Origin of the sequence: Amycolatopsis sp. NPDC001319, assembly GCF_042896185.1 — a bacterium.
Lineage (GTDB): Bacteria > Actinomycetota > Actinomycetes > Mycobacteriales > Pseudonocardiaceae > Amycolatopsis.
Genome location: NZ_JBIAWY010000001.1, coordinates 1,165,365 through 1,178,720 on the forward strand (window position 1 = coordinate 1,165,365; position 13,356 = coordinate 1,178,720).

14 protein-coding genes are annotated in these 13,356 nt (G+C 70.3%); 5 read left to right on the forward strand and 9 right to left on the reverse strand.

What is annotated here, in order from left to right; all coding sequences use genetic code 11:
• Nucleotides 1-72: 72 nt before the first annotated feature.
• Together ACFY1H_RS05505 and ACFY1H_RS05510 are read right to left on the reverse strand one after the other, a co-directional pair.
• Nucleotides 73-870: an ABC transporter permease gene (locus tag ACFY1H_RS05505; protein ID WP_366582346.1), complete on the reverse strand. Its 798-nt coding sequence runs from the start codon at nucleotides 868-870 to the stop codon at nucleotides 73-75.
• Nucleotides 867-1,844 carry an ATP-binding cassette domain-containing protein gene (locus ACFY1H_RS05510; RefSeq protein WP_386944780.1) on the reverse strand — a complete coding sequence of 326 codons (978 nt, stop codon included), beginning with the start codon at nucleotides 1,842-1,844 and terminating at the stop codon, nucleotides 867-869. Before ACFY1H_RS05510 ends, ACFY1H_RS05505 begins: the two co-directional genes overlap by 4 nt.
• A 182-nt stretch (nucleotides 1,845-2,026) precedes the next feature.
• On the opposite strand from ACFY1H_RS05510, the gene ACFY1H_RS05515 reads away from it, so the two are divergent.
• Both ACFY1H_RS05515 and ACFY1H_RS05520 read left to right on the forward strand, forming a co-directional pair.
• A complete protein-coding gene (locus ACFY1H_RS05515; protein WP_386944782.1) occupies nucleotides 2,027-2,989 on the forward strand; it encodes an endonuclease/exonuclease/phosphatase family protein in 963 nt (320 codons plus the stop codon).
• On the forward strand, nucleotides 2,986-3,423 hold the full coding sequence (locus ACFY1H_RS05520) for an acetyltransferase (RefSeq protein WP_366582349.1): 438 nt from the start codon (nucleotides 2,986-2,988) through the stop codon (nucleotides 3,421-3,423). Before ACFY1H_RS05515 ends, ACFY1H_RS05520 begins: the two co-directional genes overlap by 4 nt.
• On the opposite strand, the gene ACFY1H_RS05525 is transcribed toward ACFY1H_RS05520, so the two are convergent.
• Together ACFY1H_RS05525 and ACFY1H_RS05530 are read right to left on the reverse strand one after the other, a co-directional pair.
• Nucleotides 3,410-4,213, reverse strand: a complete 804-nt coding sequence (locus ACFY1H_RS05525; protein ID WP_386944784.1) for an NAD-dependent deacetylase — start codon at nucleotides 4,211-4,213, stop codon at nucleotides 3,410-3,412. The two genes, ACFY1H_RS05520 and ACFY1H_RS05525, sit on opposite strands and share 14 nt — an antisense overlap.
• Nucleotides 4,206-4,514 (reverse strand): antibiotic biosynthesis monooxygenase family protein, encoded by a 309-nt coding sequence (locus ACFY1H_RS05530; RefSeq protein ID WP_386944786.1) that lies wholly within the window; start codon nucleotides 4,512-4,514, stop codon nucleotides 4,206-4,208. Before ACFY1H_RS05530 ends, ACFY1H_RS05525 begins: the two co-directional genes overlap by 8 nt.
• Nucleotides 4,515-4,614: 100 nt before the next feature.
• On the opposite strand from ACFY1H_RS05530, the gene ACFY1H_RS05535 reads away from it, so the two are divergent.
• On the forward strand, nucleotides 4,615-5,802 hold the full coding sequence (locus ACFY1H_RS05535) for an FAD-dependent monooxygenase (protein WP_386944788.1): 1,188 nt from the start codon (nucleotides 4,615-4,617) through the stop codon (nucleotides 5,800-5,802).
• A 28-nt stretch (nucleotides 5,803-5,830) separates the two neighbouring features.
• Complete coding sequence (locus ACFY1H_RS05540; protein ID WP_386944790.1) at nucleotides 5,831-7,234, forward strand: AAA family ATPase; 1,404 nt, start codon at nucleotides 5,831-5,833, stop codon at nucleotides 7,232-7,234.
• On the opposite strand, the gene ACFY1H_RS05545 is transcribed toward ACFY1H_RS05540, so the two are convergent.
• Nucleotides 7,210-8,628 (reverse strand): M1 family metallopeptidase, encoded by a 1,419-nt coding sequence (locus tag ACFY1H_RS05545; RefSeq protein WP_386944791.1) that lies wholly within the window; start codon nucleotides 8,626-8,628, stop codon nucleotides 7,210-7,212. The genes ACFY1H_RS05540 and ACFY1H_RS05545 overlap by 25 nt on opposite strands.
• 70 nt (nucleotides 8,629-8,698) lie before the next feature.
• Here ACFY1H_RS05545 and ACFY1H_RS05550 point away from each other — a divergent pair, with 70 nt between their 5' ends.
• Nucleotides 8,699-9,439 carry an alpha/beta hydrolase gene (locus ACFY1H_RS05550; protein ID WP_366582537.1) on the forward strand — a complete coding sequence of 247 codons (741 nt, stop codon included), beginning with the start codon at nucleotides 8,699-8,701 and terminating at the stop codon, nucleotides 9,437-9,439.
• A gap of 53 nt (nucleotides 9,440-9,492) precedes the next feature.
• Here ACFY1H_RS05550 and ACFY1H_RS05555 read toward each other — a convergent pair whose 3' ends face one another.
• From ACFY1H_RS05555 to ACFY1H_RS05570, 4 genes are all read right to left on the reverse strand, one after another.
• A complete protein-coding gene (locus tag ACFY1H_RS05555) occupies nucleotides 9,493-10,446 on the reverse strand; it encodes an N-acetylmuramoyl-L-alanine amidase (RefSeq protein WP_366582356.1) in 954 nt (317 codons plus the stop codon).
• A 115-nt stretch (nucleotides 10,447-10,561) separates the two neighbouring features.
• Nucleotides 10,562-11,437 (reverse strand): A/G-specific adenine glycosylase, encoded by an 876-nt coding sequence (locus ACFY1H_RS05560; protein WP_386944792.1) that lies wholly within the window; start codon nucleotides 11,435-11,437, stop codon nucleotides 10,562-10,564.
• A gap of 24 nt (nucleotides 11,438-11,461) precedes the next feature.
• On the reverse strand, nucleotides 11,462-11,953 hold the full coding sequence (locus ACFY1H_RS05565) for a carbonic anhydrase (RefSeq protein WP_364049902.1): 492 nt from the start codon (nucleotides 11,951-11,953) through the stop codon (nucleotides 11,462-11,464).
• Nucleotides 11,954-12,085: 132 nt separating this feature from the next.
• A complete protein-coding gene (locus ACFY1H_RS05570) occupies nucleotides 12,086-13,186 on the reverse strand; it encodes a LacI family DNA-binding transcriptional regulator (protein WP_364049900.1) in 1,101 nt (366 codons plus the stop codon).
• Nucleotides 13,187-13,356 lie beyond the last annotated feature (170 nt).

The following is a 13,356-nucleotide window of genomic DNA, read 5'->3' on the forward strand; positions in this document are numbered from 1 at the left end:
CCCTCCACCACCCCCGCGGTGAAGGGGACCGAGTGCCCCCATTTTTCGTTGTGGTCCTTTTGCGACAGTCGCTCAGACGCGGCGGCGGTAGGCCCAGGTCGCGAGCGGGAAGAACACCACCACGGCCCCGACCATCCACGCCAGCGCCCCACCGAGCGGCCCGGCGACCGCGCCGCCGTTCATCAGGCCCCGCAATGCGTTGGCCATCAGGCTCACCGGGCTGATGTCCGCCCAGGCCCGCAGCCACCCCGGCATCGTCGCGGTGGACACGAACACGTTGCTGCCGAAGGTGAGCGGCATGATGAACACGAACATCAGGCCCTGCGCGGCACCCGGCGACTTCATCAGCATCCCGACGAACACCGAACCCCAACAGAAGCACAACCCGAACGCCAGCACCAGCAGGATCGCGGCCAGGAACTGCATCGGGCCGGTCTCGATGCGATAGCCCATCACCATGGCGACGACCATCAGCACGACCAGGCACACGACGTAACGCACGAGGTCCGCCAGCACTGCGCCCACCAACGGCGCCGACCGCGCGATCGGCATGCTGCGGAACCGGTCGAACACACCCTTGGTGACGTCGGTGTTCAGCTGCACGCCCACGGTCAGGCTGGCTTGCAGGATGTTCATCACGACCAGGCCGGGCACCAGGCTCTGCAGGTAGTTCGAGATCGACCCGCCCAGCGCGTTGCCGAACAGGTAGGTGAACATCAGCAGGAAGATGATCGGCATCAGCGTCACATCGGCCAGCTGCTCCGGGTTCTTGCGGATCTTCAGGATTCCGCGCCAGGCCAGGGAAAGCGCGTGCTGCGTGCCTTTCACCGGGCTGATGCGGCGGGGCGGATCGAGCGCGAGCGTGGTCACGCGAGGCTCCCTTCGAGCTGGGCGTCGGCAGTGGTCGGTTCGGCGGAGTGGCCGGTCAGGGCCAGGAACACCTCGTCGAGGCTCGGCAGCCGCAGCGCGAGCTCGTCGGAGGTGATGCCGGCCTCGTCGAGCTTGCGCACGAGCGTGGACAGCAGCACCGGGTCGGACACCGGGGCGGTGAGCAAGCCCGTGTCGTTGTCGCGCGTCGGCCGGACGCCGGTGAGCTCGCCCAGGATGCGGGCGACGGCGTCGAGGTCGGCGAGCGACGTCGGGCGCACCTGCAGCGTCTGGCCGCCGACGCGGCGCTTGAGCTCGTCGGCACGGCCGTCGGCGACCACGTGGCCGTGGTCGAACACGGCGATCTTGTCGGCCAGCTGGTCGGCTTCCTCGAGGTACTGCGTGGTGAGCAGCACCGTCGCGCCGTCGGCGACGAGGCCGCGGACCACGGCCCACACCTCGTTGCGGGCGTGCGGGTCGAGCCCGGTGGTGGGCTCGTCGAGGTAGAGCACCTCGGGCCGCCCGACGAGGCTCGCCGCGAGGTCGATCCGCCGGCGCATGCCGCCGGAGTAGGTGCGGATCGGGCGCTTGGCGGCGTCGGACAGCTCGAAGCGCTCCAGCAGCTCCTTCGCCCGGGCCTTCGCGTCGGCGCGCGACAGGTCGAGCAGCCGGCCGATCAGCACCAGGTTCTCGGTGCCGTTGAGGTCCTCGTCGACGGACGCGTACTGGCCCGTGAGCCCGATCAGCGACCGCACCCGCACCGGGTCCTGCACCACGTCGAAACCCCCGACCGTGGCGTGCCCGGCGTCGGGCTTGATGAGTGTGGCCAGAATGCGCACCGCCGTGGTCTTGCCCGCGCCGTTGGGCCCGAGCACCCCCACCACCTTGCCGAACGGGACCTCCAGGTCCACCCCGTCCAGCGCCTTCGTCTCCCCGAACTGCTTGACCAGGCCCTCGGCCTTGATCGCAAACGACATGTCGGTCTCCTCCTGCTGTCGCCCTCCGAGCAACACAGTGGACGGCCGACCTGTCAGAGTGCGCACAGCACGCTGACAGCGCCTGTCGCGGATCTGTCCCGCGCTGTCAGGAGTTGCGGAGGTGTTGTGGAGGTGCGGTGTCCGGGGCGCGCTCACCCGGGGAGAGTCGGCATACTCGGCCCATGGTGATCAACGACCAGGTGCGGACGCGGCCGCGGAACCGGCTGGTCACGGGCGTTTTGCTGCTGTTCGGCGTGCCCTTGCTGGCCATCGCGGCGCTGCGCACGATCGGGTACGACGGCGGCTGGTACACGCTGGTGCTGCTCGCGCTCACTCCGTACGCGGTCGTATACGGAGCGCTGCTGGGCGGTGTTTCGCTGGTGCTGCGGCGCTGGTGGACCGGCGGAATCGCGCTGGCGCTGGCGATCCTGCTGGCCGTGTTCGTGGCGCCGCGCGTGATGGCCGACGAGCAACCGGCCGTGTCCGGGAAATCGCTGCGGGTGATGTCGGCGAACCTGTACCTCGGCCGGGCCGACGCCGCCACGGTCGTGAAGCTGGTGCAGGACAACCGGGTCGACGTGCTGAACCTCGTCGAGATGACGTCGGCCGAAGTGTCCGCTTTGGACAAGGCGGGGCTGTTCGGTCTGCTGCCGTACCGGGTGCTGCACGCGGCGCCGGGCGCGGACGGGTCGGGCATCGCGTCGCGCTACCCGCTCACGGAGGAGAACTACACGGGCGACTCCACGGCGAAGCAGCCCAGCGCGGAAGCCGACCTCGGCGGCGGCACGGTGGTGGAGCTCGTCGCCGTGCACCCGCAGTCGCCGGACACGGGCGTGGACCAATGGGAACGGGAGACGAAGGACCTTTCGCGCGCCGCCGGTGAGCACGGCCTGCGCATCCTGGCCGGTGACTTCAACGCGACCCTCGACCACGCGGCCCTGGCCACCGTGCTGTCACGCGGCTACCACGACGCCGCCGACGAACGCGGCGACGGCCTGCAGCCCACGTGGCCCGCTGATGCCACGCCGCTCGTTACGCTGGACCACGTGCTGGTGGACAAACGCGCGGCCGTCGAGGACTACCGGGTGTTCGACGTGCCCGGCACCGACCACCGCGCCGTGTACGCGGAGGTGCGGTTGCCGTGACGATCTCGCTGCGTCCGGTCTCGGGCCCGGACGAATACCCGGAGCTGCTGGCGATCTGGCGCAGTGCGGTCGAGGCGACGCACGATTTCCTGACGGCCGAGGACGTCTCGTTCTACGCTTCGCGGGTGCCTGGGTACTTCGCGCAGGTGGACCTGACGGTGGCCACTGTGGACGGTGCCGCCGCGGGGTTTTGCGGAATTGCTGCCGGGAGTTTGGAAATGCTGTTCGTGCACGCCGACCACCGCGGTTCGGGGGTCGGGTCCGTGCTTTTGCAGGCCGCTTTGGCGGAGTTTCCGTCGCTGACGCTGGACGTCAACGAGCAGAACCCACAGGCGCTCGGGTTCTACCTGCACCACGGGTTCGTGATCGCCGGCCGCTCGGCGACGGACTCCGAGGGCCGGCCGTTCCCGTTGCTGCACCTCAGGCGAGCTTGACCAACGTCTCCGCCGCGCCGGCCGCGATCGACACGCCGCGGCCGTGACGGATGTGCGGCTCGCGCGGGTTGATGCGCACGAGCGCGCCCGTCGCGGCGCTGGCCAGCTCCGCGTAGCGGCGGACGGTGGGCACGGCCTGGCCCGCGCCGAGCTCGACCACGGTGAGGTCGCGCTGGTCGCGGCGCCACGCGGTGAGCTCGTCGAGCTGGGCCTGGCTGCGCGTCGGGACCCACTCGAAGTCGCCGAACATCAGGATGTTGGGCCGGGCGAGGCCGCCGCAGCGCGGGCAGCTCGGCAGGGGCGGCCGGGCGCGCATGGTCGTTTCGTCGAGGTCGACGTGGACGTCGGTGGCCGGCCAGATGTCGTCCGTGCAGCCCTCGAGGCACTGCAGGTGGTGGATGGAGCCGTGGGCCTCGGCGACGTGGCCGAAGCCCGCGACCTGGAACTGGCCGTCCACATTGGACGTGAAGACGCGGACGCCGCCGGGTTTCCGCTCGCCCCATTCGCGCAGCAGTTCGAAACCCCGGTGCGGCACGGTTTTCCGGTACAGGTCGAGCCGGTGGCCGTAGAAGCCCCAGGCCAGCTCGGGGTCGTCGGCGAAGTGGCGCGGGTCGGCCAGCTCCTCGAAGCTGAGGCCGAGCCCGGCGTACGGCGGGTACGCGCGCCAGAAGCCCTCGTTGCCGCGGAAATCGGGCAGGCCGGAGTCGACGCCCATCCCGGCGCCGGCGCACACGAGCAGCGCGCCGGCACCGTGGATCAGTTCGGCCGCGCGGGCGAGTTCGTCACTCACCCGGCTTCGAAGCCTGGACGACCTCGAACTCGAGCAGGCTCGCACCCGACGACACCGGCTTCGCACGCTCGCCCGCGTGGGCCTCGCGCGCGGGGCCGGCCGCCCACGCCTGGTAGTGCTCCTCCGACTCCCACTTCGTGTAGACGAAGTAGCGCGTCTCGCCGGAGACCGGGCGGAGGAGCTCGAAGCCGAGGAACCCGGCCTGGCTGTCGACGGCGTGCAGCCGCGCGGCGAACCGCCTCTCCAGTTCGGGGCCGGCACCTTCGGGGACTTCGATCGCGTTGATCTTCACCACTGCCATGGCTCCAGCCTACTTCCGTCTTCCCCGGAAGAAAGTGGTAGTAACTGTCAAATAGTTGTGGCTATCATGTTGGGGCAGGTTCGTGAACGGGGGGCACACCATGCGGGTTCTGATCTCGGGGGCGAGCATCGCCGGCCCGGCGCTGGCGTTCTGGCTGCACCGCTACGGCATCGAGGCGACGGTGGTCGAACGCGCACCCGCGCCACGACCGGGCGGGCAGGCCGTGGACCTGCGCGGCGTGGGGAAAATCGCCGCGGAACGGATGGGCCTGCTGGACCAGATCCGCGCCGCCTGCACCGACACGCGCGGCCTGTCCCTCGTCGACGCGGGCGGACGGCGCCGCGCCACCCTCACCGTCGACCAGTTCGACGGCGACGGCCCGATCGCGGAAATCGAAATCCTCCGCGGGGACATCGCGCGGGTTCTTCGGGAAGCGACGGATTGCGAATACCGCTACGGCGACCGGATCGTCGCGCTGGACGAGCAGCCCGACGGCGTCCACATCACCTTCGAGTCCGGTTCGCCCCGGGTCTTCGACGCCGTGATCGGCGCCGACGGCCTCCACTCCGGCGTCCGGTCCCTGCTGTTCGGTGACGTGCCGCTGCAGCACCTGGGCCGCTACCTGGCGTTCTGGACCGCGCGCAACCACCTGGGCCTGGAGAACTGGTCGCTGGTGCACAACGCGCCGGGGCGCAGCATCGGCGTCCGCACGATCAACTCGAACCAGGCCTTCATGGCCTTCGCGTCGTTCCACGCCGACGACTTGCACCACGACCACCGCGACATCGGTTGGCAGAAATCCTTGGTGCGCTCGCGGCTGTCGGGTCTCGGCTGGGAGACCGCGGAACTGGTGTCGCAGATCGACGACGCTCGCGACTTCTACTTCGACTCCGTCAGTCAGGTCCACCTCCCGTCGTGGTCCCGCGGCCGCGTCGGTCTGCTCGGGGACGCCGCCTTCTGCGCCTCGCCGTCGTCCGGGCAGGGGACCAGCCTCGCCCTGGTCGGGGCGTACGTCCTGGCTGGGGAACTCGCGGCCGCGCCGGATGTGCCGGCCGGGTTGGCTGCGTACGAAAGCCGTCTCCGGCCGTGGGTGTTGGCCAACCAGAAGATGGGCCGCACCAACGCCCGTGCCAGTTCACCGTCGAGTGCGTTCGGCGTCCGCCTGCAGCAGCTCGGCATGCGGTTGCTGCCGCACCTGCCGCAACGCCTGCTGTTCGCCTCGATGCTGGCGGTGCTGAACGGCTTCGAGTTGCCGGACTATTCGCGGTACCTGACGGCAGTGGCCTGACTGGGCGTTTCATGCCACTCTGGGGTCCATGGGGGAAGATCACGAAGCACTCGCACGCGACCTTCAGCGCATCATCAAAGTCACCGCCGACGCGGTCGGCTCGCGGCAGGCCAACGAGCTGGTCGAGCGCGTCACCGGGCATCTGGAGGTGCCGCTGACGCAGGCGTTGGTGGTGACGCGCAACTACGAGGACTGGGAGCACGCCAACATCCAGGCGGGCGTCGACGCGTACCTGGCCGAGCACGGCGTGGGCACGGACTGGTTCGGGATCGCGGGCGGGCAGCGCGGTCACGAGGACCTGGTGGGCATGCTGTTCGCCGCGCGGAATCACCAGTTGTACGAGCTGGGGGCGGTCGACTACACGACCGCGACGGTCGGGCCGGACGCGGCGGCGGAGGTCGTGCAGCTGGGGCTGGTGGGGACGGCCGCGCCCGATGGGACACCGGTGATCGTCGGCGTGCGGGGGACGAACCAGCAGTACGGGCAGATGTACTGCCGCCTGGAGGTGATCGCCGGGGAGCGCGCCGCGGCGACGGCCACGCGCGACCGCATCGAGCAGCTGATCGCGGAGCACGACGTGTTGCGCGGCCACGTGCTGGCGTTCGGCGTGAGCGAGCACCGCGGCAACGAGCTGCTCACCTTCCTGCCGCGGCCCGCGATCGAGCCGGAAGAGGTGGTGCTGCCCGACGGAGTGCTCGACGCGGTCGAACGCCACACGCTCGGCATCGCGGAACACGGCGAACGCCTGCTGGCGGCCGGCCAGCACCTCAAGCGCGGGGTGCTGCTGCACGGCCCGCCCGGCACCGGCAAGACGCACACCGTGCGCTACCTCATGGGCCGGCTGGCCGGCAGCACGGTCGTCATCCTCACCGGCTCGGCGATGCGGTTCGTCTCCAAGGCCGCCACGCTCGCGCGCCGCCTGCAGCCGAGCGTCGTCGTGCTGGAGGACGTCGACCTCATCGCCGAGGACCGCGACCACTCCCGCGGCGGCACACCCCTGCTGTTCAGCCTGCTCGACGCGATGGACGGCGTCGGCGGAGACGCCGACGTCACGTTCCTCCTCACCACCAACCGCGCCGGTGACCTGGAGAAAGCCCTGGCCGACCGGCCGGGCCGCGTGGACCTCGCGGTCGAGATCCCGCTGCCCGACGCCGCCGGCCGCGCCGCGCTGCTGGAGCTGTACTCCCGCGGCCTCAAGGTCACGGCTGACCTCGCCCCGATCGTCGACGCCACCGAAGGCGTCACGGCGTCCTTCGTGAAGGAACTCCTCCGCCGCGCGACCCTGCGCAGCCTCGCCGCCAACCCCGACGCCGAGGTCGTGGTCGGAGACGCCGAACTGGGCGGCGCCTTGGCGGAGATGGCGGACGCGCGCAATGCGCTCACCAGGTCGCTGCTCGGCGCCTCGGCTCAGCGGCGGAGTGTGCCCGGGTAGAGGTCCGCGTCCGACGGGAGTTTCGCGGTGCGGAACCAGTCGTCCAGGAACGGGTCGAGGTTCTGGCCCGCCAGGCGGTTCACGAGTTTCGTGAAGTCGGCCCAGGTGGCGTTGGCGTGGCGGTGCTCGGTGGGCCAGTCGCGCAGCAGGGTGGAGAACGGGCCGTCGCCCATGCGGCGGCGGAGGGCGTGCAGGGCGAGGATGCCCTTGTCGTACACGGCTTCGAACTCGTGACCGGGGCCCGGGTCGACGAGTTTGCGGTTCCAGAAGTCGGTGCTGGCGTGGGTGATCTCGAGGGCCGCGCGGTAGCGGTCGTCGAGGTTCTGGCCTTCGCGTTCGGACCAGAGCCACTGCGCGTACGACGCGAAGCACTCGTTGAGGCAGACGTCCGACCACGAGTCGAGGGACACCGAGTCGCCGAACCACTGGTGGGCGTTCTCGTGCACCAGGGTGAGGATGTCGGCCCACTTCGCGTACGTCGGGCGCGTCTGCGTCTCCAGCGAGAAGTGGATGTCCTCCGCGAGGTAGATGCCGCCGGCGGCGCTCTGCGGGTACGGGCCGAACTTGCTGCTCAGGAACGCCAGGATGTCCGGCAGCCGGTCGCCGCTGGCCTCGAGCGGCTCGGCGCCCGGCGCGTATGCCGACACCACGGGCGTGCCGTCGGGCAGCGAAGAGCGCTTCACGGTGAATTTGTCGATGGCGATCGTCGTGAGGTAGCTGGCGATGGGGTTCGGCTCGGTCCACGTGGTGGTGGTCTTGCCGCCGGCCGAGGAACTGCTCTGCTCACGACCGTTGGAAATCACGATCCAGCCGTCCGGTACGTGCGCGGTCACGCTGAACGTCGCCTTGTCCCGCGGGGTTTCGTTCACCGGGTACCAGAACGCCGCCGAATGCGGCTCGCCCACCATGAACGCGCCGCCGTCGGCCGAGCGGCTCCAGCCGGTCTCGCTGCCGCCGTCGTGCTCGGTCTTCGTCGGATCGCCGGAGTACCGCACGCGCGTGCGATAAGTCGAGCCCGCCCGCAACGGCTGCGACGGCGTGATCACCAGCTCGAAATCCTTCTCGCGGCTGAACTTCGCCGGTTTCCCGTCGACCTCGACCGACGCGACGTCAAGCCCCCGCAGGTCCAGGTTGAACCGGCTGAGGTCCTGCGTGGCCTTCGCGGTGACGGTCGTGTCGCCGTCGAGGTGGCCGCTCGCGGGGTCGTAGCCGACGTCGACGTGGTAGTCGAGCGCGTCGTAACCGCCGTTGCCGTCTTCAGGGTAATAGGGATCGCCGGCGCCGGCCGCTCCCGCGGACGGATGCAGCGGTGCGGTGTCCGGATTGTCCGCACTGCACGCGGACAGCGCGAGCACACCCGCGAGGGCGAAGACGGCGGTCCGGTGGCGGCGCATCGTTTCACCCTAAGGGCTCGGGTGTGATTGGCTACCGGACGAAACAGCGGGAGGCACGGTGCGACCTGGGCTGATCCACTTCGGCGGCGCCGACACCACGGGCGTGTCGGCGCTCCTGCTGCACGGCTTGATGGGCCGCGCCCGCACCTGGTGGCCGGTCGCCCAGTGGCTCAAGCGCTACGGCTCCGTCCACGCCCTCGACGCTCGCGGGCACGGCCGCGCGCCGCACACCGGCCCGTGGACCACCGAACAGTTCGCCGAGGACATCGCCGGGGTGCTGGGTGAGATCGGCCCCTCCGTGCTGATCGGCCACTCCATGGGCGGCCTCCACGCGTGGGCGACGGCGGCCAAGTACCCGGAACTGGTCCGCGGGGTCGTCAGCGAGGACTTCGCGCCCGACCAGCGCGGCCGCACCGTCGAGACCTGGCGCGGCTACTTCGACAGCTGGCCGGTGCCGTTCGAATCCCTCGCCCACGTCCGCGAATTCTTCGGCACCGCGGGCGACTACTTTACCGAATGCGTCGAGGAACGCGAAGACGGCTACCACCTGATCGCCAACCTGGAGAACCTCTACGAGATCGCCGCCGAATGGGGCCGCCGCGACTACTGGTCCATTGTGGACTCGTTGAGCTGCCCCCTGCTCCTCGTCGAGGGCGAACACACGGCCATGCCGGCCGGCCAGCAAGCCCAAGTGGCCGAACGGGTGCCGGGCGCGAAACACGTCGTCGTCCCCGGCTCGGCGCACCTGCCCCACGCCGAGGCACCCGAGATCTACCGCGGCGCCGTCGAAGCGTTCCTCGCCGGTCTCTGAGAAACCGGCGGATCACGCGTACCGCCCTCGCCGGCACGCGTGACCCGCCGGGGTCACTGGGCGAGTTCGACCCGCCACGCGGCGGCGGACTTGCCCGACGGCACGATCAGCGGCCACACGTCCGAGCCGAGGAATCCCGACTCGTCCGCGGCCCGCGCCGCCGTGCAGCTGTCGCGGGACAGCCCATGGGCAGACGCCAGTGCAGCCACCGCGTCCGTTGTGGACTGTCCGAACACGCCATCGGTCGGCACGCCGTAACCCGCGGCGCGCAAGAACCGTTGCGCCGTAAGCACCCTGGGCCCCACGTCGCCCGGCTTCAGCAACGGCCATTCGGGCACCTCTGCCCGCGAAGCCGCGACGCCGAGCACTCGCGAAACGGCTGTCCGCAGCTCCGGAAGCCGGTCGTACAGCACCTGACCGCAGCACTCCGTGGAATTGAAATCCCGGTGGCCCTTGATGAAACTCGGCGAAATCCCGTACTGGTCGGCGATGTAGGCGACCAGTGACACCAGCGAATTCCACAGCGCCACCGGCACGTCGACCGTGCTGTACAGGCCCTCGTTCTCGATCCCGAGGCATTCGCTGTTGTGGTTGCCGACGTTCGCGCCCTGCACGTGCTGCGTGCCGCCGCGCAGGATTTCCAGGCTGCGGTGCCGGCCTTCCGTCACGTAGCCGCCGCGGCTGTTCGTGAACTGCTGGCCCGTGTCGATCCAGCCGCGGGTGTCCATGTGGAAGTTCTGGATGTCGCGCGAGATCTGCAACGCATGGGCCAGCGAATAGTCGGTGTTGTTGCCCGGGTCGACGGTGTGGTGCACCACGATGTACGTCGGCTTGTGGTTCTCCACCACGATCGCGCCCGTCGCGGGTCGCGCGTTCCACTCGGACGTCGGGTGGATCTTCGGCGCGGTGACCGCCGCAGCGGATCGCGCCGTGACCAGGCCGAACGCGCTCGCCGCGGTGACCGTGAGCCCGCCCTTGAGCACGGCACGGCGAGTGGCTTCCCCCATGCGAATCCCCCTCGCCGGAAACGGTGCCGGAACAGCGTCGGGGGAAAGCTAACCCGCCAGGGAGATCATGACAACTTTTTGCCGACTTTCGTCGTACCCCGTGAGAACCAGCCCGTCAGTGCTCACCCGGCAGCGCGAACAGCCCGCTGTCCGTCTGCTCCAGCAACCCGTCGACCAGCAGCGAGTCGAGGCACCGGTCGCGCTGCCCGGCCTCGTGCCACACGATGTCCAGCCGTGCCTTCTCCACGGGTCCCTCGCTGCCGCGCAGCACATCGAGCAGCAGGCCACGCACCTGCCGGTCGGTGCCCGCGAACTTCTGCACGGGCTTGGCCGGCCCCGCGTACTCCGGCCGGCCGTTGTGCTGCCACGCGCAGGTGTCGAACACCGGGCAGTCGGCACAGCGCGGCGCCCGCGCGGTGCAGATCAGCGCGCCCAGCTCCATCAACGCCGCCGACAGCTTGGCCGCGGGCGCGTCTTCGGCCGGCAGCAGCGCTTCGACGTCGGCCATGTCGCGCGTGTTCGACGCCGGACCCGCGTCGCCGGCGCCGTGCACGGCCCGCGCGACCACGCGCCGCACGTTCGTGTCGACGACCGGCGCCCGCTTGCCGTAGGCGAAGGCCGCCACGGCCCGCGCGGTGTACGCGCCGATGCCGGGCAGCGCGAGCAGGGTGTCCACATCGGACGGCACGACGTCGCCGTGCTCGGCCGCGATCACCGTGGCCGCCGCGTGCAGCCGCAGGGCGCGGCGCGGATAACCGAGCTTGCCCCACGCGCGCACGACCTCGCCGGTCGTCTCCGCGGCCAGCGCCGAGGGCACGGGCCAGCGCGCCATCCACTCGAGCCAGATCGGCTGCACACGCACGACCGGCGTCTGCTGCAGCATGATCTCGCTCACCAGCACGCCCCACGCGGAGCACTCCGGCTCCCGCCACGGCAGGTCTCGCCCGTGCGTGTCGAACCAGTCGATCAGAACGTCCGCGTCCACAGCCACGCCGACCATTGAAACCGACGCGGCTCAGACGACCTCGGTCAGGCTCCCGGTCTTCACGTCGTAGACGAATCCGCGCACGTTGTCGGTGTGCGGGAGGAAGTCGCTGCGGCGCACCCGCTCCATCGACACGCGCACGCTGTCCTCGACGTTGCGGAACGCCTCCACCGACCAGGTCGGCCGCAGGCCGGTGGCCTGTTCGAGCTCGTCCTTGAAGTCGTCCTCGGTCACCATCGACAGGCCGCACTCGGTGTGCTGCACGATCAGGACCTCGCGGGTGCCGAGCTTGCGCTGGCTGAGGGCGAGGGACCGGATCATGTCGTCGGTGACCACGCCGCCGGCGTTGCGCAGCACGTGGGACTCACCTTGGATGAGCCCGAAGATCTCGAACACGCGCACGCGCGCGTCCATGCAGGTCAGGATGGCCACGTGCAACGAGGGCTTGGGCGACGAGCGGTCACCCGGCACGACGTTGCCGAGTTCCTCGTTGCGCTTGAGAAGAACGTCGATGGAGGTCATGGTCACCTTTCGGCCACGCTTCCCCGACTACGCGGGCGGTCCCTCCCATGGAACCCGCCCGAGGCGTCCGTTACAACGGGATAGGTCCGAAGTCACGGGAAAACAGGGGCATTCCCCCGCCGCTGCCGGGGATCAGCCCCCGAACCACGGCTCCTCGACGGTCCGCGGCGGCGCCGACGTGCGCCCGATCCGCAGCTCGGTGGGCAGCGTGATCACCTTCGGGCCCACGCGCTCGGCCGAGCCGAGCAGCAGCCGCCCCGCGACCTTGCCCTTCTCGAGCACGGGCTGGTGCACGGTGGTGAGCCCCAGGCGCTCGGCCTCGGCGATGCCGTCGAAGCCGGTCACGGTGAGGTCGAGCGGCACGCGCAGGCCGCGGCGTTCGGCTTCGGCCAGCGCGCCGAGCGCGAGGATGTCCGACGTGCAGATCACGGCCGTGACCTGCGGGTACGCGTCGAGCAACTGGCGCGCGCCCGAAGCACCGTCGTCGACGGTGTGGTCGAAACGCTCGACCACGGGCACGGTGGCCCAGTCGACACCGGCCGCGGAGAACGCCGTGGCCAGGGCTTCGAGGCGGATGCGCTGCACGTGGAAGTGGGCGCTGCTCTGGCGCTGCGCGGTCACGAAGTCGTCGTTGCGCTCGCGCGCCAGGCGCATGCACAGCACGCCGACCTGCCGGTGGCCGAGCGAGACGAGGTGCTCGGCCAGGCGCGTGACGGCCGCCGCGTCGTCCGGGCCGACGCGGTCCACGCCTTCGATGCGCGGCTGGTCGATGATCACCGTGGGGACGGGCCGCTCCAGCACCGCGGCCAGGTGCGGGTCGTCGTCGGGCACGGAGTAAACGACAAAACCGTCGACGCCGGCGCGGTGCACGGCGGCGACGTCTTCGCGGCCGGGGCTCGCGGGCACCAGGTGCAATCCGACCCCGGCGTCCTCGCAGGCGAGGGCGAGGCCTTCGAGCACACCGACCGCGGCCGGGTCACGGAACGCGTACGACAGGTTCTCGGTGAGCAGCAGTCCGACGGCGCCCGCCTTGCGGGTGCGCAACGAGCGGGCGACCGGGTCCGGGCCGGGGTAACCGAGGCGGCGCGCGGTCTCGAGGATGCGCCGCCGCAGTTCGGGAGACAGCTGGTCGGGGCGGTTGTAAGCGTTGGACACGGTGGTCCTGGACACCCCGAGCTCCGCCGCCAGCGACGCCAGTGTCGCCTGCCTCCGGGTGCGAATAGGACGGCCCATCCGCAAACCGTAACGGTTCAGATCGTTTTCCAGAAGCGACACCCCTGTGGTGAGTGTCTCGATCCGCTGAGTGACGGACGGGCCTTCTGCCACCCGGTGGAGCGGGCGTTGTCATGCGGATGGGGTAAAGTGAATCTGACAACGATTTCCATTAGCTGATCGGTTCGACC

Excerpts from the sequence above, each read along its gene's own strand:
- ACFY1H_RS05510 (WP_386944780.1), bottom strand. The coding sequence starts at position 1,844 with ATGTCGTTTGCGATCAAGGCCGAGGGCCTGGTCAAGCAGTTCGGGGAG.
- ACFY1H_RS05535 (WP_386944788.1), top strand. The coding sequence starts at position 4,615 with ATGCGGGTTCTGATCTCGGGGGCGAGCATCGCCGGCCCGGCGCTGGCG.
- ACFY1H_RS05540 (WP_386944790.1), top strand. The coding sequence starts at position 5,831 with ATGGGGGAAGATCACGAAGCACTCGCACGCGACCTTCAGCGCATCATC.
- ACFY1H_RS05570 (WP_364049900.1), bottom strand. The coding sequence starts at position 13,186 with ATGGGCCGTCCTATTCGCACCCGGAGGCAGGCGACACTGGCGTCGCTG.
- ACFY1H_RS05530 (WP_386944786.1), bottom strand. The coding sequence starts at position 4,514 with ATGGCAGTGGTGAAGATCAACGCGATCGAAGTCCCCGAAGGTGCCGGC.
- ACFY1H_RS05565 (WP_364049902.1), bottom strand. The coding sequence starts at position 11,953 with ATGACCTCCATCGACGTTCTTCTCAAGCGCAACGAGGAACTCGGCAAC.
- ACFY1H_RS05545 (WP_386944791.1), bottom strand. The coding sequence starts at position 8,628 with ATGCGCCGCCACCGGACCGCCGTCTTCGCCCTCGCGGGTGTGCTCGCG.
- ACFY1H_RS05515 (WP_386944782.1), top strand. The coding sequence starts at position 2,027 with ATGGTGATCAACGACCAGGTGCGGACGCGGCCGCGGAACCGGCTGGTC.
- ACFY1H_RS05555 (WP_366582356.1), bottom strand. The coding sequence starts at position 10,446 with ATGGGGGAAGCCACTCGCCGTGCCGTGCTCAAGGGCGGGCTCACGGTC.